The sequence below is a fragment of the Falcatimonas sp. MSJ-15 genome (assembly GCF_018918265.1).
Classification (GTDB): Bacteria; Bacillota; Clostridia; order Lachnospirales; family Lachnospiraceae; genus Falcatimonas.
Genome location: NZ_JAHLQC010000006.1, coordinates 129,494 through 149,374 on the forward strand (window position 1 = coordinate 129,494; position 19,881 = coordinate 149,374).

The 19,881-nt window shown below is 32.7% G+C and carries 13 protein-coding genes; 10 read left to right on the forward strand and 3 right to left on the reverse strand.

Annotation, left to right across the window (positions count from 1 at the left end; all coding sequences use genetic code 11):
• The first annotated feature begins 116 nt into the window (after positions 1–116).
• Entirely contained in the window at positions 117–1,247 is a 1,131-nt protein-coding gene (locus KQI85_RS16515) for a GGDEF domain-containing protein (protein WP_253293769.1), read from the forward strand.
• Positions 1,248–1,305: 58 nt separating this feature from the next.
• Here the strand turns inward: KQI85_RS16515 and KQI85_RS06290 are convergent, their stop codons facing one another.
• A complete protein-coding gene (locus tag KQI85_RS06290; protein WP_216575234.1) occupies positions 1,306–2,187 on the reverse strand; it encodes a LysR family transcriptional regulator in 882 nt (293 codons plus the stop codon).
• A 164-nt stretch (positions 2,188–2,351) separates the two neighbouring features.
• Here KQI85_RS06290 and KQI85_RS06295 point away from each other — a divergent pair, with 164 nt between their 5' ends.
• Complete coding sequence (locus KQI85_RS06295; protein WP_216575235.1) at positions 2,352–3,323, forward strand: DMT family transporter; 972 nt, start codon at positions 2,352–2,354, stop codon at positions 3,321–3,323.
• 145 nt (positions 3,324–3,468) lie between these two features.
• Here the strand turns inward: KQI85_RS06295 and ndk are convergent, their stop codons facing one another.
• On the reverse strand, positions 3,469–3,897 hold the full coding sequence (gene ndk / locus KQI85_RS06300; protein ID WP_216575236.1) for a nucleoside-diphosphate kinase: 429 nt from the start codon (positions 3,895–3,897) through the stop codon (positions 3,469–3,471).
• Positions 3,898–4,599: 702 nt separating this feature from the next.
• Between ndk and KQI85_RS06305 the strand changes: the two genes are divergently transcribed.
• The gene (locus tag KQI85_RS06305) at positions 4,600–6,432 is read left to right on the forward strand and encodes a DUF6055 domain-containing protein (protein WP_216575237.1); all 1,833 of its coding nucleotides are present in this window, start codon (positions 4,600–4,602) and stop codon (positions 6,430–6,432) included.
• Positions 6,433–6,885: 453 nt separating this feature from the next.
• Here the strand turns inward: KQI85_RS06305 and KQI85_RS06310 are convergent, their stop codons facing one another.
• Positions 6,886–9,801 (reverse strand): insulinase family protein, encoded by a 2,916-nt coding sequence (locus KQI85_RS06310; RefSeq protein WP_216575238.1) that lies wholly within the window; start codon positions 9,799–9,801, stop codon positions 6,886–6,888.
• A gap of 238 nt (positions 9,802–10,039) precedes the next feature.
• Between KQI85_RS06310 and KQI85_RS06315 the strand changes: the two genes are divergently transcribed.
• From KQI85_RS06315 to KQI85_RS06345, 7 genes are all read left to right on the forward strand, one after another.
• Positions 10,040–10,882 carry a DNA adenine methylase gene (locus tag KQI85_RS06315; RefSeq protein ID WP_216575239.1) on the forward strand — a complete coding sequence of 281 codons (843 nt, stop codon included), beginning with the start codon at positions 10,040–10,042 and terminating at the stop codon, positions 10,880–10,882.
• A 57-nt stretch (positions 10,883–10,939) separates the two neighbouring features.
• Complete coding sequence (locus KQI85_RS06320) at positions 10,940–11,758, forward strand: site-specific DNA-methyltransferase (protein WP_216575240.1); 819 nt, start codon at positions 10,940–10,942, stop codon at positions 11,756–11,758.
• A 2-nt stretch (positions 11,759–11,760) separates the two neighbouring features.
• Entirely contained in the window at positions 11,761–12,621 is an 861-nt protein-coding gene (locus KQI85_RS06325; RefSeq protein WP_216575241.1) for a type II restriction endonuclease, read from the forward strand.
• 403 nt (positions 12,622–13,024) lie between these two features.
• Positions 13,025–14,818: an oleate hydratase gene (locus KQI85_RS06330; protein ID WP_371820561.1), complete on the forward strand. Its 1,794-nt coding sequence runs from the start codon at positions 13,025–13,027 to the stop codon at positions 14,816–14,818.
• A 481-nt stretch (positions 14,819–15,299) separates the two neighbouring features.
• Entirely contained in the window at positions 15,300–16,661 is a 1,362-nt protein-coding gene (locus tag KQI85_RS06335) for an MATE family efflux transporter (RefSeq protein WP_216575243.1), read from the forward strand.
• Between the two features lie 21 nt (positions 16,662–16,682).
• Positions 16,683–17,639, forward strand: coding sequence for a DMT family transporter (locus KQI85_RS06340; RefSeq protein WP_216575244.1), 957 nt, complete (start codon positions 16,683–16,685; stop codon positions 17,637–17,639).
• An 88-nt stretch (positions 17,640–17,727) separates the two neighbouring features.
• Positions 17,728–19,851 (forward strand): YhgE/Pip domain-containing protein, encoded by a 2,124-nt coding sequence (locus KQI85_RS06345; protein WP_216575245.1) that lies wholly within the window; start codon positions 17,728–17,730, stop codon positions 19,849–19,851.
• Positions 19,852–19,881 lie beyond the last annotated feature (30 nt).

The following is a 19,881-nucleotide window of genomic DNA, read 5'->3' on the forward strand; positions in this document are numbered from 1 at the left end:
ACAATTATATATGTTAAAATAAAAGTATTGATACAATGTATATAAGAGTAATATTGTTAGTTAGGATAGTTAGATAAGTATATATTCTGACTGTCAGTTGTATATGGAGGAAAGATATGCTAGAAAAACTTAAAGTGTTAATGCAAAAAGTATTTTCTAAAAAATCGGATTTTCAGGAAAAAGATGTGATGCAGAACATTTTTGTATGCAGATTTGCATTTGTTTGTGTGATCTTTTATACTGTTGAGACTATACTTAATCAGTTAAATATATTTATAATTGATAAAAAAATATTTTTGACTACATATATATTAGAAATTATATTTATATTTCTCTATGTTCTGGTGCTTGCGTATATGGGAATAGAGAACAGATATAGTAAGTATCTTAGTATAACTGCAATGGCACTTACAGTAACAATTACAGGAAGTGGACTTACATATCACATGTTTCCTCTTACATTAGTACCTATTGTTATTGCAAGTATGTATTCATCTAAGAAATTGTTTGGTTATGCATTTATACTATCTATTATATCGATTACAGTAACGACGTATGTAGGATATTATAAGGGAGTATGTGATGCTAATATGGTACTAATCACAACAACATCACTTGATAAACTTCAAAAAGATGGAGTATTCTTATTAAATAAAGTGAATGGACATCCTATATCAACACTTGCACTGTATTATGTTTTTCCAAGAAGTGTTATAGCAGTAGCATTTGCTTATCTAAGCAACAGTGTTAGTATTATGATTAGAAGAACTATGGAGAATGCAGTCATAATGGAGAGTAGAGCAGAAAGAGATGATATGACAGGACTCTATAATAAAAACAGGCTTATAAGTGATATAGCCAAAAATAGTAAGATAGACAGGTTTGTTGCAGTAGTATACTGGGATGTTAACAGACTAAAATATGTTAATGATAGTTATGGACATTATTATGGAGATTTGCTTATTACAAAGGTTGCAAAGTCAATAAAAAGTGTTGCTAAAAAAGATATGCCGATATACAGGTATGGCGGAGATGAGTTTATAATGTTAATACCGGATGCAACAGAGCAGGAAGTGTTGATAATTATAGACAGATGGAAAAAAGTTATAGAGCAGATGGCAAAAGACAGCGATATTCCATTGTCAGCTTCGGTAGGATATGCGATAGGCAAGTATGCCGGTTTGAAAAAGGTCATAGAAGAAGCGGATAAGAAGATGTATGAGAATAAAAAACAGAGAAGAAACTAAAAGCGCAGGTTTCTTCTCTGTTTTTTTATGAAAACTGAAACTTTGGATTTAAAGTATTTTACTTGAATGAAAATCCTGTATCAGCCAGATATTTAATAAAAGTTCTTGTAAGAATTGATATCTTATTAGAAGGAAGTGATGCAACACCTATTGTTCTGTGAGATTTAGGCATAAGTGGTCTTGCAACAAGATTAAGTTTAAAGTTCTGATATATGAGTTCAGGCATTATAGTTATGCCAAAGCCACCGGCGACCATGGACATTACAGAGAATTCATCATTTAATATATAGCGGGCATTAATGTTATGTTCCATAGATTTTAGAACAGCAAGAATATCATTATCTGAGCCTTTTGATGGAAGTATAAAAGATTCATTTTTTATGTCCTCTATACTTAGTGCCTCTTTAGCTGTAAGTGGATGTGAAGGTGGCATAAGTACAAGCATAGGATCGTCATATACTGGTGTAAATAGTAGTCCTTTGTCTACTGATGTTACGGAAGTGGACAGAAAACCGCAGTCGATTCTTCCGGATATAATATTGTCCGTTATATCATCATAATCACCAGAGAATAATTCAAATCTTGTATCAGGATATAGATTGTGGAATCCTTTCATAACAGATGGAAACCATGTAGATATACTTGTGAATATGCCAATCTTAAGTGTTCCTGCAACAACATTATTAATCTCATATATAGTCTGTGTAAGATTACGCTGTTCATTGACAAGTGCCTGAATAGGTGCGATAAGTCGTAAGCCATTATCTGTAAGAGTGACACCATTTGAACTTCGTATAAGCAGAGTAACACCGGCTTCTTTTTCAAGTGCGGATATAGCATGGCTTATTCCGGCCTGAGTGTAGTTAAGGATCTCAGCAGCTCTTGTTATATTGCCAATCTCAGCGACTTTTAAGAATATTTCATATCTATTAAGATTCATATATAATTCCCCCTGATAATATTAGATACCATAACTTTTCGGAATGGTATACATTCATAACATTCTCTTTTCAAATGCATATATCAGTATATAATAACTTTTTGGAATAGTAAATATATTCATGAATTATTAAGTGATAATAAATGTAGCGAGGGAGAAACAATATGAAATCTGGTAAAAAAATATCTTTATTGGGTGGCTGGTCGCAGACAAAAGCAGACTTTATGCTTGGAATTGTAGCTATGACATGGGGAAGCTCATATCTTCTTATGAAGATAGGGCTTGGTGGTATATCACCATATACTATAATAGCTTTAAGATTTGGAATAGCATTTATTGCAGTTGCTTTGTTATTTGCAAAAAGACTTAAGAATACGACGAAGAAGATTATTATGCATAGTGCATTATTAGGACTTATGCTATTTGGGCTATTTGCATTTTTGTTACATGGTATGCAGTCAACAACTGCTTCTAATGCCGGCTTTTTAACAAGTACGACAGTTGTATTTGTTCCAATATTCAATGCTCTTATAATTAAGAAGATGCCGGCACGTCCTGTTATAGCAGGCTGTCTTGTAACTCTTACAGGAATAGCACTTTTAAGTCTTCAGGGTTCACTTGTATTACACAGTGGAGATGCGTTATGTCTTATTGGTGCTGTATCATATGCTTTTTATATAATCTTAACAGATGTATATAGCAAGAAGGAAGAAGGTCTTTTACTAGGAATATGGCAGCTTGGATTTGCAGCTTTGTATGGATTTATCATGTCACTGATATTTGAGACACCATCACTTCCACAGAGTATGGCACAGTGGGGAGCAATTCTTGGACTTGCACTTATATGCAGTGGATTTGGATTTGTAGTACAGCCTGTAGCACAGAAGTATACAACACCAGAACATACAGGATTATTATTTGCACTTGAACCGGTATTCTCGGCTGTTCTTGCTTACATATTCATTGGAGAAAAATTAAGTACACAAGGATATACAGGAGCTGTTCTTGTAATGCTTGGTGTTGTGATTGCATCTGTATTATCAAAAGACAGAGATACAGATAATGAGTCACAGCTTAAAGTTCATGCTAAAGTGCTTAAAGGCGGAAAAGCAGCTGCACTTTTGCAACATGAATAATATGCAGTAATGTAATAAAAATAAGCCTCAGGAATATCTATATTAATATTCAATATGATATAGATATTCTTCGAGGCTTATTTTAATCCCGCATATTCTATTTAATATATCTCATTTTACTAATTAATTACTTAATCAGGTAAAATTAATCATCAAGATAAGAATCAAGGAATTCAGGGAACCACATTGAGATTTCTCTCTTTGCGTGTTCAACAGAATCAGAACCATGAACTGTATTATCTGTCTTGCCATGTCCATATTTATAACGGATAGTTCCTTCAGCTGCAGTCTTAGGATCAGTTGAACCATTGACGTGACGAACTGTATCAACTGCGTTCTCACCTTCAAGAATCATTGCAACAAGTGGACTTCTTGAGATAAAGTCTACAAGTTCCTGATAGAAAGGTTTATCTTTAAGATCAATATAGTGCTGTCGTGCAAATTCTTTATTGATTTTAATCATTTTAAGAGCCTTTATTTTTAAACCGGCCTTTTCGTACATATCAAGAATTTCTCCAACGTGATTTGCTTCTACCCCATCTGGTTTTACTAGAGCTAATGTTTTTTCAACCATAACTAGTGTACCTCCTCGTTTACATTAAGTATTATAAAGTTATTATACCATAAAATATTCGGCTTGTAACTAAAAATTATGCATATTTTTAGAAAAATATTATGGCTAATATTGAAAAATGGGAAAAGTACACAAATAAAAATACATAAGTTATCTAATTCGCACAAGTCAAAAAAGTATAATATTTGAACAAAATATTTAGATATTACTAATACTTATATATACATGTATATTTTTAAGTACAATTAATAAGAATAAAACGAACGACAGTCGTATGTTTATAGAATGAAAACATAGATATAGTCAGATGACTTTTTAAAAATAGATATTTAACATGCATATAGGAAAACAAAATTAGAAAACCTGTGGATTTGAGATAAAAACTAAAATACTCAAAATAGTGGTACTCGGCTAAAAGACTGTAAATGCGATAGATATGGAAACTGAATAGCTGTAGTGTCGGGAAACTGGAAAACTTAAAAAAGTGGGAAACTAATTATATAAAAATGGTACTATAGTCTCATTGATAAATTTGGAAACTAACTGTATAATAATCGTGTAGTAAGACCAAAAATTGAAATTTGGTTTCCACTATTCTGACTATTCGCAATATGTTTTTATCAAAAACCAGAAGTATTATGCTAATTAATAGAATATGATAATGACATGGATAGTTAAGAACCAAACAGGGAGGAAATAGGAATGAAGAAAATTCTTGGTATCGTCCTTGCATTTTTTATAACTGCAATGGCAATACTTACTTCGGCAGTATTTCTAAAACCGGTATTTGCAGCAACCGGATATAAGAAGACTGTTTCAACAGTAACAACTGTAGGTTCATCTAAGACAATATCAGAACTTACAGCAAAAGACGAGTACAAAGTAAGAGACAGCTTTTACAGCCTTACGGACAGCTCGGTTAACAGAATGGCATCAGAACACTTCCAGATTATCTGGGGTAATGGAGACACAACAGGAACTGTTAACACAGAATTTGTAAAAGGTAACCTTATTAATCTTGAGAATATCAGGGCATTTTATATTAATGAACTTGGAATGAAAGATGTTACAACATCAACAACAGGTGCTATATCAGGTAAATATAAATTGAACTTATATATCTCAGCGACAGGACTTACTCAGTTTACAGATGACTGGGCATATATGTCTGCAGATTATGAAGGATTCTCATATCTTTTTGTTGCGCCAGGTGCTATGAGAGTTGACGAACCAAGCTGGGTACTTCCTCATGAACTTGCACATGCATTCACATATCATCAGGGTGGACAGGTTCCTGGAACATGGTATGAATCAATGGCAAACTGGTTCAGAGATCAGTATCTTGGAAGTACATATTATGCTTATGGAGATAATGTGTATGGACCAACTTCAGACTTTTTTACACCATATATGACAAGTGCAGACTGTTATGTTCCGCATATGTTAAACTGGTATGATACATGGCCAATATTCTTATATATTACAGAGAATCCTGATAATATAGATGGACTTGGTCTTGACCTTATGCATAAGATTCTTGAAGAAGGAGATTCTTCAACATCAATGTATACAACAATTGAGAAGTTCTCAGGTGTATCAATCAAGACAATTCTTGCAGGAATGTCAAAGAGAATGGCAACAATGGACTTTGAAAGACAGGATTCATACCTTAAGCATCTTAATGAAGAAGCATTAACAGTAGATGGTAACTATGCTAAGATATATACAACACTTAATGCTGCAGATTCACAGGGATATCAGAGCGTACCATCAGATAGAGCACCAATGCAGACAGGATTCAATATTATTCCACTTACAGATGCAGATTTCTCTAAGGGAAGTATTAATATTGATTTTGTTAATACATCAACAGCTTCAGAAGCAGATTTCAGAGCTACAATCGTTACAGCGAATGCAGCTAATGAGACAAGATATTCTAATACAGTAAGTAATGGTACAGCGTCAATTAATCTAAAAGGTGATGAGACAAAAGCATACTTAGTAGTATGTGCAACACCAGATGAGATTAAAGATTTTACAGTAGATGCAAATAGTAAATCAACAGATGCAAGTACAAGATATACATATAAAGTTAAGATAACATACTCAGATAAGAAAGCTGAGACAATAACAGAAGCAACAACACAGACATCTACAGAAAAAGAGACAGAAGCACCAACAGAGAAAGCAACTGAAAAAGTTACAGAAAAAGCAACAGAAGGAACAGCTTCAGGTGCAATTAACATAACACAAGATACTATTACAGTAAAAGCAGGACAGACAGTATCATTTGATACAGTATCAGATGGCGATTATTATTTTGAACTGAATAATGCCGGATGGTGGTTTGAACCGGTTAATGGATTTGTCGATGTATGGAACAGTCATTATAATCATATTATGATAAATAATAAGACTAATACATTCTCAATTAATACATGGTGTGGACTTTCAGATGGTTACACATTTACAATTACTGCATATACAGCGGACGGTAAGAATAGTGATACAGTAAAAATTGTTGTGACAAAGTAGATACCATATAATATAGAATAAGATTAAGAATTATAATCTAAGATACAGGATATATAAATAGTAACTTAGATTATGATAATAATAGATAATAAGAATTAAGCGAACGTGATATGTTCTGACGGAAGAATTTGAAGGGTTTGAAAGTCAGAAGATGATAATCAATAATGATATAGACATCATATTTTAGATGACAGGATAATGATGAACGTGGCATCATCTAGAGATGTTAGAATAGAATTATTATAAAGTTAAATAAAGTAAAGAACACCAAAAATAAAAAATACCCAATTAAAAGCATTGCATCTAAGGACATTTATCTTAGATGCAATGTTTTTTGTCAATTATGCAATGTTTTTTAGTTAAAAACATTGTATAAGATAAAGAGTTCTTATAATAAAGAATATTATAAAATATATACTTATGCATACCAGATTTGATTATAGGCATAGTCTATTATAAAAGCTCACTTATCTCATCAAATATAGAACTGTTTTTATCAATTATGTCACTGTTACCAGATACTATAACGGATGCATTATTAATATAGTCATCCAATATATCAGCAAGATTTCTAATATCACTAAGCGTTGTATTTATAAGTTGTTTTCGTATATTAACAACAGATTCATGTGTTATATTGCAAAGTGTTTTTGATATATCTATGGCGGCAGATTCAACTGGATTTAATACCAGAGTCATATTGTTATATGCACCTATTATATATTGAGTTAATTCACGTTCTGTAAGTGACAGATTCCTTATGAATGTGCTTATGTTATGAAAGACATCAAGAGTTTCTTTTATATGTGGATCACGAACAGAAGCTATTGTTATAAATCCATCATAACGAAGATTAGCTGCACAATCATAAGCACCTCCCATTACTCTTACATTCTGCCATAGATATTCATAATTAAGTATCTGTTCAAGAACTATAAAGTGTCCTCGGTACTGTTGCATAATGTCAGGTGCAATTTTTCCTGCTAAAGTTACATTACATACAGTTGAATTAAGACAATATGCAAGATTTCTTTTTGGACTTAATTCATAGTAGCAGGCAATAGGATATGGTTCATTATTATTACCTAAGGGCAATTCATCTAAGAATTTTTTAAAGTATATTAAGCATTGTTCATAAGAACCTTTTTCACCAATGTAAGTTAGAATACAGTTTTGCCTTGTAAAAAGTTCATCCGCAGTCTCAGAAAGCAGATTGATGAATTCAGCATATCGTGCATCGAAGTCAGCAATAAGACTGTTAAGAAACTGGTAGTATGAATAGCCTGTAAACTGATCATTGAGTATGCCATATTTGGAATATTGATTTTCTCCGAATTCAGTGCATGCCATATATGGTGATGACTGATAATATTCACGCATTGAGTTGAGTGAACTAAGAAGAAGATCATATATATGCTCTTTATCATTGAACAATCTGCCATTGATGAATTCGAGATTGAGTTCCATATTTTTCTCACATGATTCATATAGAAATGAACTCTTTTGTATAAGATAGAATGGAAAATTCTCATTATCAAAGTCAGGAGTACAGCTTAGCTTATGATATATTCCACCGGTATGATAATTAATTAGGGAATTAAGTTCATCATAAGAATAGTTAATAGTATTAAGTGCACCAATTAATTCTCCAAGAAATCTTGCATATATGAGATGTTCTTTACTAACACCTGACAGATCAAACATAAGTGACAGATATCCTATTCCATTGGTTGTTACATTATCAAGAAGATATACAGTAGTTCCATTAATGTCTGTAATCTTTGGCTTTGTATAATCAAATTCAGGATCTAAGTCATCTTTAGTCAGAGTTTTAATAAGACTTAGAGCTTCTTCACTGTCTGGCGTTTTTTGAAATTCAAGCTGTTTTTTTATTGCAAGGTCAAGTTCATCTTTGTCACATGAATTATAATATGCAAGTGCTTTGTCAGTAATATAATCATTCTCGGCATCTATGGCATCAGTTACTGGTTTCATTACAACATTAGATTTGAATGTATTATTAATAAGTCTGTCTTCAATGAATCGTTCAAAATAATCTGTATCAGCCATTTCTTTTAGAAAATCGATAGCTTTAGTGACATCAAGGATCTCAAGAGGATTATCTTCATAATATAAAAGTGTATCAAGTAACTGTTCAGCCATAGAGATTCCTTTTGAAGTATAGTCAGATGAATCTTCACGACTATGAAAATCATAACTTTTTATAACTGAATGAAGGCGGTCTTTATCAATACCTTTTTTAACAACATTCTCTAGAGTATCTTCTATTGTCTTAAAGAACATTTTTTCATCATCTTCATGGCAGTTATAACACATGATGCTAAAGATTGGCTGCCTTAATTTGGTATTGATTATACCATCGGTAAGTTCTCCTATGCCTTCTTTTATAAGAGCTTCTTTTATATATGAACCTTGTGCTGAACATAGGCAATGATTGATGACTATCATAGTAATAAAATCTAATAAGTTGTGGTTGTCAGAATAGACAATATTGTAGGAGAAGCAGTAGCCATTATCAAGATAACTTTCGTCATCAATAGGATATACTTTTTCAAGCCGTACAGTGTTTTTATGAGGTTTTTGCATATCAATGTGATATGTTTTTTTGATATCATTAGCAATATAAGAATATTTTGACAGATAGTTTTTATCAAAGTATTCAAGCTTCTCTTCTATATCATTGTCACCATACATTATAAGGATACAGTTAGCAGGATGATAGTGTGAACAATAGAAGTCTTTCATCTCTTTATATGAAGCATTGATGATATCGCATGGAAGTCCACCAGATACATAGTTATAGCATGTATCTTCAAAGAGAGATTGAAGAATTGCATTATTATGAAGAAAATCACAATCATTGCTAAGTCCTCTCATCTCGTTAAATACAACGCCATTATATTGTAAGTTATTATCCGAATCATACTCATAATGCCAGCCTTCCTGACCGAATATAGCTGGTTCGTTAAGGATAGCCGGATTGAATATAGCATCAAGATATACATCAGTAAGATTGTCAAAATCTTTTTTATTAGTACTTGCAACCGGAAAAAGAGTCATGTCGCTGTATGTTATTGCATTTAAAAATGTATTAAGAGATCCTTTCATCAATTGAACAAATGGATCTTTTAATGGATATTTTTTAGAACCACAGAAAACAGAATGTTCAACGATATGAGGAATACCTCTGCTATTTTCAGGTGGTGTGCAAAATGCTGCTGTAAAAGCTCTGTGTTTGTCCTCGTTTTTAATAAAAACAACTCTTGCTCCTGTTTTATGTACCCATAAGCTTAAGTCGCTTTTGGGACGACTTAGAGTATAGCTTTCTTTTAAAATATAATTATTCATAAAAATGTATAGTCTCCTTAATATATTACATGATAAATAATTACAAATTCATTAACTGATATCTTTTGCATTATGAGAAATATTATATCAAAGAGTATGATAATTACAAATAGTAATATTCTAAAAATGCTTGTCATTTTACTTCTTTCAACTTATAATAGTATAAGTGTTCACCTTTTAGGTGATGAGAATTGATTATTAATAGAAGTATCATTATATAAAGATACGGGAGGATTGTATGAGTGAAGCAAAAGCAGCACCATTTGTAAAATGGGCAGGTGGAAAGAGACAGCTTCTGCCACAGATAAAAGAGAGACTGCCAGAACAATTTAATAACTATTATGAACCATTTGTTGGTGGTGGTGCAGTAATATTTGAGTTGCTTCCAGAGAATGCCCTGATTAATGATATTAACAGGGCTCTTATTAACACTTACAGGCAGATAAGAGATTATCCGGAAGAATTTATTGATAAAATAAAAGTGCTTGACGAGGGAATGGATAATAATATAGAGAAGCTTGATACTTATTACTATTCATTAAGAGAACAATATAATGACAAGCTTATGAAAGAAGAGTTTGACATGGAGATGGCAACACTTTTTGTATATATTAATAAGCATTGTTTTAATGGCCTTTACAGAGTTAATGGAAAAGGTCTTTTTAATGTTCCATGCAACAAAGCAAGAAGAGTATCATGTGATGAAGAATCATTAAGGCTTACAGCAGCTTACCTTAAGAATGTTACGATTATGGAAGGCGATTTTGAAGTAGCATGTAAGGAGGCAGGTAAAGGTGATTTTGTATTTATAGACAGTCCTTATGCACCGCTTAATCCGACTTCATTTGAGTCATATACTAAGGAAGGCTTTGATATAGAGAGTCATAAGAGAGTAGCAAGACTTTTTGATGAACTGACTAAGAGAGGATGTTATTGTATGCTTACTAATCATAATACTGAACTTATTAATGAACTGTACAGTAATAAAGGATATACAATAGATGTTGTAAGTGTAAGAAGAATGATTAATTCTGATGCAAGCAATAGAAAAGGCAAGGAAGTTATAATAAGAAATTATTAAAGCTGTTAGTCTAAGTCAGAGATAGATAATAAAAAGTATATTGAGAATGGGATGAGTATGAATAGAATTATTAAGAGCAGTGAGAAAGTAACTGCTTATTATGAGACAGACAATACAATATTGATTAAGGGTAACTGCTTTGATATATTAGAGAAGCTAGAACCTGAATCGGTGGATATGATATTTGCAGATCCACCTTATTTTTTGAGTAATAATGGGATAACCTGTAAGGGTGGCAAGATGGTATCTGTTAATAAAGGAGAATGGGATAAGCTTGGAGTTAACGAAGTTACTTCTGTATATGATAAGCACGAATTCAACAGAAAATGGATACGACTTTGTGGAAAACTTCTTAAAAAAAATGGAACTATGTGGATTAGTGGTACACTTCATAATATATATTCAATCGGAATGGCACTTGAAGAAGAAGGATTTAAGATAATTAATAATATAACATGGCAAAAGACTAATCCACCACCTAATCTTGCGTGTCGTTGTTTTACACACTCAACGGAGACGATATTGTGGGCTAAGAAGAATGATAAAAAAGCCAGACATTATTTTGACTATGCAAAGATGAAAGAGTTAAATGATGGCAAGCAGATGAAAGATGTATGGACAGGAAGTCTTACAAGAGCATCAGAGAAAAAGGAAGGAAAGCATCCTACACAGAAGCCGGAATATCTTCTTGAAAGGATTATATTAGCATCTACAAAAGAAAAAGATGTTATATTAGATCCATTCTGTGGTTCTGGAACAACAGGTGTAGTAGCAAAGAGATTTGGCAGATTCTTTGTAGGAATAGATCTGGAAGAAGAATATCTTGATATATCAAGAAAAAGGATTGATAAGACAGTGAATATAAGAGAGGAATAAGTATGAGCAGAGATTTTGATAAATGGTTAAGTGGGTTTCGGGCAAGTATATCCGGTTATGATTATTATATTGATTTTGAAAAAGTTATACGCAATGTTGATAGTATAAAGATAGAACTTAATATTCTTAATACACTTGTAGGTGCTAATAACATTGAAGATGAATTTGAGCATATAGTTAAGAGATATCCGGAGACACTTTCATGTATACCAATTCTTCTTGCAGTTCGTGGTGAGGAGATATATGCACAGGATGAAGATGGAGCATATCTGTATAATTTTAAGAATATGAATCATGATATTGACAGATATAAGATGTTTATGCGAAAGACAGGATTATTTGATATGTTGTCAAAACATATTGTTAATAATCTTGTCGATTATGTTCTTGGTGTTGAGACAGGTCTTGATTCTAATGGCCGTAAGAACAGAGGCGGACATCAGATGGAAGATCTTGTTGAGAATTATATAATTAAAGCCGGCTTTATAAGGGATGAGAATTATTACAAAGAGATGTATCTTAGAGAAGTAGAACAAAAATGGAATATAGATCTTAGTGCATTATCTAATCAGGGCAAAGCTGCCAAGAGATTTGATTATGTCATAAAGACAGAGAATATGATATATGGTATTGAGACTAATTTTTATGGAAGTGGTGGATCTAAACTAAATGAGACAGCCAGAAGTTATAAGATGTTAGCAACAGAAGCCGATACAATCAATGGATTTACATTTGTATGGTTTACTGACGGAATTGGATGGAAAAGCGCAAAAGGTAATCTTCGTGAGACTTTTGACATTATGGAACATATTTACAGTATAGAAGATCTTGAGAATGATATAATAAAAAAAGCAATAAAATAATAGATTTAATACTTTTTTTATTATTAAAAGATAGAGGATAATGCCTTTAGCGATAAAGAGTACTACACATCTTAAAATGTGTAGAAACCTTTCCTAGATGCTTGACTTTTAATATAAAAAAATGCAAAATAAAAAATGACGATTGGTCATTTACAAATGTTTATCAGTAAGTAATATTATATTTATTTGCTTAAGAAAGGCAGGTATTATTATGGCAAAAAAATCGAAATTAAAATTAGGTCTTATGGTAGCAGCTGCAGCAGGTGCAGGAGTTGTTGTAGCAAAGAGTAAAAAGAGTTCTCAGGCTAATGTAGAACGTGAGAATGCTAAGAAGCAGTCAGAAGAAGAGAGAAGTAACTATAGAAATACAGAGAGAGGAAAGAACCAGAAAAATAGTAAGGGAATATATTATAGTAATGGTAACTATGAAGCATTTGCACGTCCTGAAAAACCTGAAGGCGTTGATAATAAATATGCTTATCTTGTAGGAAGTGGTCTTGCATCATTAGCAGCTGCATGTTTCCTTGTAAGAGATGGTCAGATGCCTGGAGATCATATAACAATCCTTGAAGCTATGGATATAGCAGGTGGTGCATGTGATGGCATTAATGATCCAACAAGAGGATTTGTAATGCGTGGTGGACGTGAGATGGAGAACCATTTTGAATGTCTTTGGGATTTATTTAGAAGTATTCCATCAATTGAGACACCGGGTGTATCAGTACTTGATGAATATTATTGGCTTAATAAGCATGATCCTAACTATTCACTTTGTCGTGCAACAGAGAATCGTGGTGATGATGCACATACAGATGGCAAATTCAATCTTAGTCAGAAAGGCTGTATGGAGATTATGAAGCTCTTTATGACAAAAGATGAAGATCTATATGATAAGACAATTGAAGATGTATTTGATGAAGAAGTATTCGATTCAACATTCTGGTTATACTGGAGAACAATGTTTGCATTCGAGAACTGGCATTCAGCACTTGAGATGAAGTTATACTTCCAAAGATTTATTCATCATATTGGAGGACTTCCAGACTTTAGTGCTCTTAAGTTCACTAAATACAATCAGTATGATTCACTTATTCTTCCTATGAAGAGATATCTTGAAGCTGCAGGTGTAAAATTCCAGTTTAATACACAGGTAACTAATGTTGTATTTGAATTTGAAGGCGATAAGAAGATTGCAAAGACAATTGAGTGCAAGATAGATGGTGAGAAGAAAGAGATTCCACTTACAGAGAATGACCTTGTATTTGTAACAAATGGAAGTTGTACAGAAGGAACAATCTATGGAGATCAGACACATGCACCTGTTGGTAATGCAGAAGTAAGAAATAGTGGATGTTGGGATCTATGGAAGAACATAGCAAGACAGGATCCATCATTTGGACATCCTGAGAAGTTCTGTTCAGATATAGAGAAGACTAACTGGGAGTCAGCTACAGTTACAACACTTGATGATAAGATTATTCCATATATTGAGAGAATATGTAAGAGAGATCCAAGAAGTGGTAAAGTAGTAACAGGTGGTATTGTAAGCTGTAAAGATTCAAGCTGGTTACTTAGCTGGACAATCAACAGACAGGTACAGTTCAAAGAACAGAGTAAAGATCAGGTATGTGTATGGGTATATGGATTATTCACAGATGCAATCGGTGATTTCGTTAAGAAACCTATGAAAGAATGTACTGGTGAAGAGATTACACAGGAATGGTTATATCATCTTGGAGTACCTGTTAATGAGATAGCAGATCTTGCTAAGAATAGTGCAATATGTGTACCTACAATGATGCCATATATTACAGCATTCTTCATGCCAAGAAGAAAAGGTGACAGACCGGATGTAATTCCTGATGGATGTGTTAACTTTGCATTCCTTGGACAGTTTGCAGAGACACCAAGAGATACAATCTTTACAACAGAGTATTCAGTAAGAACAGGTATGGAAGCTGTATATGGCCTGTTAGGTGTAGACAGAGGTGTACCTGAAGTATGGGGAAGTGTATATGATGTACGAGAGCTTCTTGATAGTTCAGTTAAGTTAATGGATGGCAAATCACCATTAGAGATAGAACTTCCTGGACCACTTAATGCACTTAAAAAACCTGTAATTAAGGCGATAAAAGGAACTGTAATTGAAAAACTTTTAAGAGACCATGATGTTCTTAAAGACTATATGCTAAAATAGAGATAGAATTTATGATATTATAATAGCATAAATTTTATAAAATATATTAAAGTATCTTTAATAAATTATATAACTAATATGGAAACTACTGTCAGAGATGGCAGTAGTTTTTGTGTTGAGATGAATTAATGAAAAAATATTATGATATGACGGTCAAAAGGTATTTTGCCCGTCATTTATGATTCATCAGATTACTACATGCTACGCATTCCTGTAATCTGACTACACCTCGAAATCCGCTAATTTACTGCCTTTGAGCAGTAAATTGCTACTTTCTTGGTGTAGTGCGAGTCAATAAGGTATACATCGAAATACATGCAAGCATGTGTCGATGATACCTTTTGACTCTTGAATCATATTATCAATTGACATCTGCAAAGAATTGTGTTAAAACAAAATTCGCCAAATTATTAAAAGAATAATATTGACCGATGATTACAAAGAATGATAATTAATAATGATATGGAAAAGAGGAGAACTGATGAAGGAGAAAAAGAAATATGAAATGGACATGTGCAATGGTCCAATAATTAGTAAGATGCTTATATTTGCAATACCGCTTATGTGCTCTAGTATATTGCAGTTATTATTCAATGCGGCAGATATTGTTGTAGTAGGTAAGTTCGCTGGTGATAATTCACTTGGAGCAGTAGGTTCGACAACAGCGCTTATTAATCTGTTAGTTAATCTTTTTATGGGATTGTCTGTAGGAGCTAATGTTCTTGCAGCCAGAGATTATGGTGGCAATCGCAAGGATGAACTTAGTAAGACTGTTCATACATCTATGATGTTAAGTATAATAAGTGGAATTATACTTACATTTGTAGGGGTCTTGTTCTCAAGACAGATACTTATATTAATGAAATCACCAGATGAGATACTTCCGTTAGCGTCATTGTATCTTAAGATATATTTTATTGGTATGCCTGCATCTATGGCATATAATTTTGGAAGTGCTATATTAAGATCAGTTGGAGACACCAAACGACCATTATATTTTCTTTTTGCAGCGGGAATAGTTAATGTTATACTTAATCTTATATTTGTAATTGTGTTTAATATGGATGTTGCCGGAGTTGCACTTGCGACTATAATATCGCAATATATATCTGCTTTTCTTGTAATAAGATGTCTTATGAGAGAATCAGAAGGAATCAAACTTCATATATCAAAGCTTAAGATACACAAAGACAAACTTATGCCAATATTAAGAGTGGGTATCCCGGCAGGTTTTCAGGGCGTTATCTTCTCACTGTCTAATGTTGTAATTCAGTCATCAGTTAATATATTTGGTAATATCATTGTATCTGGTAATTCAGCAGCACAGAATATTGAAGGCTTTATATATGTAGGAATGAATGCATTCTATCAGGCAGCAATATCATTCACAAGCCAGAATATGGGAGCAGGTAAAAAAGAAAGAGTTAGAAAGATTGCAATATCAGCACAGATTCTTGTTATACTTACAGGACTTATACTTGGACTTACAGCATTATTTAGCGGAAGATGGCTTCTTAGAATATATACTAATAATCCTGAAGTAATAGAAGCAGGAATGAAGAGAATGATTGTTATAACAACTACATATTTTTTATGTGGAATGATGGACGTAATGGTTGGAATAATGAGAGGACTTGGATATTCAATAATTCCTATGATTGTATCACTTGTTGGTGCATGTGGATTAAGACTTATCTGGATAGCAACTGTATTTCAGATACCACAATATCATAATGTAACAACTGTATATGTTGCATATCCAATATCGTGGGCAATTACATTTACAATACATGTTATTACATATATAATAATCAGACAGAGGCTTGGTCTTGGTAAAAAGTAAAAGTGAGGAAAAAGAGGGAAAATGGAAAACAAAAAGAATACTAACGAAAAAGAAAATTTTCTACAAAAGACACTTGTAGTTGCATTGTTGGCAGCAATATGTACATTCCTGTGGGGAAGTGCATTTCCATGTATTAAGATAGGATATCGTCTTTTTGATATTCCGTCAGATAATACATATACGCAGATATTGTTTGCAGGAATCAGATTTACACTTGCAGGAATACTTACAATATTAATTGGAAGTGTACTAAACAGAGAATTGCTTGTTCCTAAGAAAAAGTCAATACCTAATATAATAAAATTGTCAATGTTTCAGACAGTTTTACAATATATATTTTTTTATATGGGACTTGCAAGAACAAGTGGCGTAAAATCTTCTATAATTGAAGGCTCTAATACATTCATAGCAATATTAATAGCTTGTCTAGTATTTAAACAGGAGAAACTTAATCTTAAGAAGATATTAGGCTGTGTTATAGGTTTTGCCGGAGTTGTACTTGTTAATATAACAAAAGATGGAATTGATATGAATATGACATTCATGGGTGAAGGTGCAATTCTTATGTCAGCCGTAGCTTATGCGATATCTTCAGGACTTATTAAGATATATTCAAAGGATGATAACCCTGTAATGTTAAGTGGATATCAGTTCTTATTTGGTGGAATCCTTCTTATGATAGCAGGTTTTGCAATGGGTGGAAGAATTACACAAGTAAATCCACAGGGAATAATGATGCTTATATATCTTGCATGTATATCAGCAGTTGCATATTCACTATGGGGAGTACTATTAAAATATAATCCGGTTTCTAAAGTCGCAGTATTTGGTTTTATGAATCCGGTATTTGGAGTAATCTTATCAGCATGGTGGCTTAATGAGACAGGTAATGACCTTGGTGTAAAAGCACTTATAGCACTTGTATTTGTATGTATTGGAATATATATAGTTAATCGAAAAGATAAGGTTACAGAATAAAATAAATTATAGCATTATATATGTTTTGCCGATAGATTGTGTATAACTTGTAAAAAATAGGAATACATATCTGGGGGAATGATATAATATGAAAAATATAATGTTTATATTTAAACGGGATATGAAGAATCTCGTTACTAATATTTTTGCACTCTTAATAGCGGGGGGATTATGTTTTATTCCCTCGCTATATGCATGGTTTAATATATACTCAAACTGGGATCCTTATGCTAATACTTCGGCAGTTAATATAGCAGTATTTTCAGAAGATGAAGGATATACAGATGAAGATGGTAATTATAGTAATATAGGAGAGCAGGTACTTGAAAGTGTGAAGAAAAGTACGAGTATCGGCTGGGTATTTACTGATACAAAAGATGATGCAATAGAGGGCGTAAAAAGTGGAAAATACTATGCGGCTGTTATTATAAATAACAGTTTTACTTATAATATATATAACATTTCTAAACAGGATTATAAGAATCCTACAATCACTTATTATGAGAATTCTAAGAAGAATGCTGTTGCAGCTAAGATAACAGATACAGCAGTGTCAACACTTAAGACAAGTATTAATGCAAGCCTTATTAAGACTATGGCGGGAACAGTATTTGACAAGACTAATGTAGTCGCTGATAAGCTTAATAACTCTGAATCAATAGATAATATGATATCAGAAGTAGAAGAGATAAGTGATAAGCTTACACAGATGAGTACAACAATTGATACATTTATATCTAATAATAATGAACTTGTACAGTCTATGTCAGATATGAAGTCACAGATTCCTCTTATTAATGACAGAATAGATTCAGGTATTAATAAGCTTAATCAGACAAAGACACAGTTTGGAACATCAACACAAGATGCAGATTTATTTGCAAGTGAATTATCAGCCATGACAGACAGCATATCACAATCAGCTGATACAATCAGGCAGACACTTAATAATGCAAAGATTGATGAAGGCTTAGATACTGTTAAGACAAGTATATCTATGGCTCTTAATGATACGAAGAATCTTGAGAATGATCTTAATACACTTGTAAAAGCGGTAATTAATGAAAATACAGGAATAGCTGCATCAGATACAATTCAGAATATAAAAAATTACATAAATCAGATAAATCAGATATTATCACAGATAGAAGTTAATCTTGACATAATACCTGATATTACAGGTGATTCAATAAAGAAGATCTTAGATAATAGCATAACACAGGTTGATAATCTGAAAAAAATATATAATAACAGTCTGAAGCCACAACTTTTGACACTTACTAATAATATGACGACAGTAATTGATGATGTTAATACATTTCTTACAGGAATAGCATCTACTGTCAATGGAGTGAGTGATGTGATTAATAGCGCAGATACTACAGTTAATAACATTAATGACAGCCTTATAGCGACTAAACAGGTTGTTGATGATGTTAATAATAAGCTGCAGTCAGCAATTAATGAGATGAGAGATAAAGATTATGATGAGAAAAAAGAGATACTTATTAATCTCTTATCAGGAGATCCAAAGACACTTTCAGAATTTTTCTCAGAGCCTGTTAAAGTACATACAGAGCTTATATATGAGATTGCAAATTATGGTTCAGGCGTTGCACCATTTTATACAGTACTTGCAATATGGGTTGGTGCACTTGTGCTTGTATCACTGATAAAAGTCGATGCAGATAAAAAAGGGCTTGATAATCCAAAGTTATATGAGCTGTTTTTTGGAAGATATCTTTTATTTTTCCTGCTTGGGCAGGTTCAGACAGTTATATGCGTACTTGGAGACATATATCTTATAAAATGTCAGGTAGTATATCCGGGACTGTTTTTACTAGCTTCATGTCTTACAAGCCTAACATTTACATTGTTAATCTATGCACTTACTATATCATTTGGTGATGTAGGTAAAGCAATATCGGTTGTAATGATAGTTCTTCAGATAGCAGGTTCAGGTGGAACATATCCGATAGAGATACTTCCGTCATTCTACCAGGCTGTATATATATTCTTCCCATTCCCGTATGCAATCAATGCATTAAGAGAAACTGTAGGAGGAATGTATGGAGATACATACGTTATGTCAATATTACAGCTTCTTATATTTGCAGTTGCATCACTCTTATTAGGGCTTGTAATACGAAAACCTTTTATAAAAGTTAATCACTTTATGGAGAAACGAATGAAGGATACTAAGATGATGTAGGAGGAATTAGTATGAGCAGAGAGAAGAAAA

What these genes read in the sequence shown, in the direction of transcription:
- KQI85_RS16515 (WP_253293769.1), top strand. Translation starts at nt 117, where the DNA reads ATGCTAGAAAAACTTAAAGTGTTAATGCAAAAAGTATTTTCTAAAAAA.
- KQI85_RS06290 (WP_216575234.1), bottom strand. Translation starts at nt 2,187, where the DNA reads ATGAATCTTAATAGATATGAAATATTCTTAAAAGTCGCTGAGATTGGC.
- KQI85_RS06295 (WP_216575235.1), top strand. Translation starts at nt 2,352, where the DNA reads ATGAAATCTGGTAAAAAAATATCTTTATTGGGTGGCTGGTCGCAGACA.
- ndk (WP_216575236.1), bottom strand. Translation starts at nt 3,897, where the DNA reads ATGGTTGAAAAAACATTAGCTCTAGTAAAACCAGATGGGGTAGAAGCA.
- KQI85_RS06305 (WP_216575237.1), top strand. Translation starts at nt 4,600, where the DNA reads ATGAAGAAAATTCTTGGTATCGTCCTTGCATTTTTTATAACTGCAATG.
- KQI85_RS06310 (WP_216575238.1), bottom strand. Translation starts at nt 9,801, where the DNA reads ATGAATAATTATATTTTAAAAGAAAGCTATACTCTAAGTCGTCCCAAA.
- KQI85_RS06315 (WP_216575239.1), top strand. Translation starts at nt 10,040, where the DNA reads ATGAGTGAAGCAAAAGCAGCACCATTTGTAAAATGGGCAGGTGGAAAG.
- KQI85_RS06320 (WP_216575240.1), top strand. Translation starts at nt 10,940, where the DNA reads ATGAATAGAATTATTAAGAGCAGTGAGAAAGTAACTGCTTATTATGAG.
- KQI85_RS06325 (WP_216575241.1), top strand. Translation starts at nt 11,761, where the DNA reads ATGAGCAGAGATTTTGATAAATGGTTAAGTGGGTTTCGGGCAAGTATA.
- KQI85_RS06335 (WP_216575243.1), top strand. Translation starts at nt 15,300, where the DNA reads ATGAAGGAGAAAAAGAAATATGAAATGGACATGTGCAATGGTCCAATA.
- KQI85_RS06340 (WP_216575244.1), top strand. Translation starts at nt 16,683, where the DNA reads ATGGAAAACAAAAAGAATACTAACGAAAAAGAAAATTTTCTACAAAAG.
- KQI85_RS06345 (WP_216575245.1), top strand. Translation starts at nt 17,728, where the DNA reads ATGAAAAATATAATGTTTATATTTAAACGGGATATGAAGAATCTCGTT.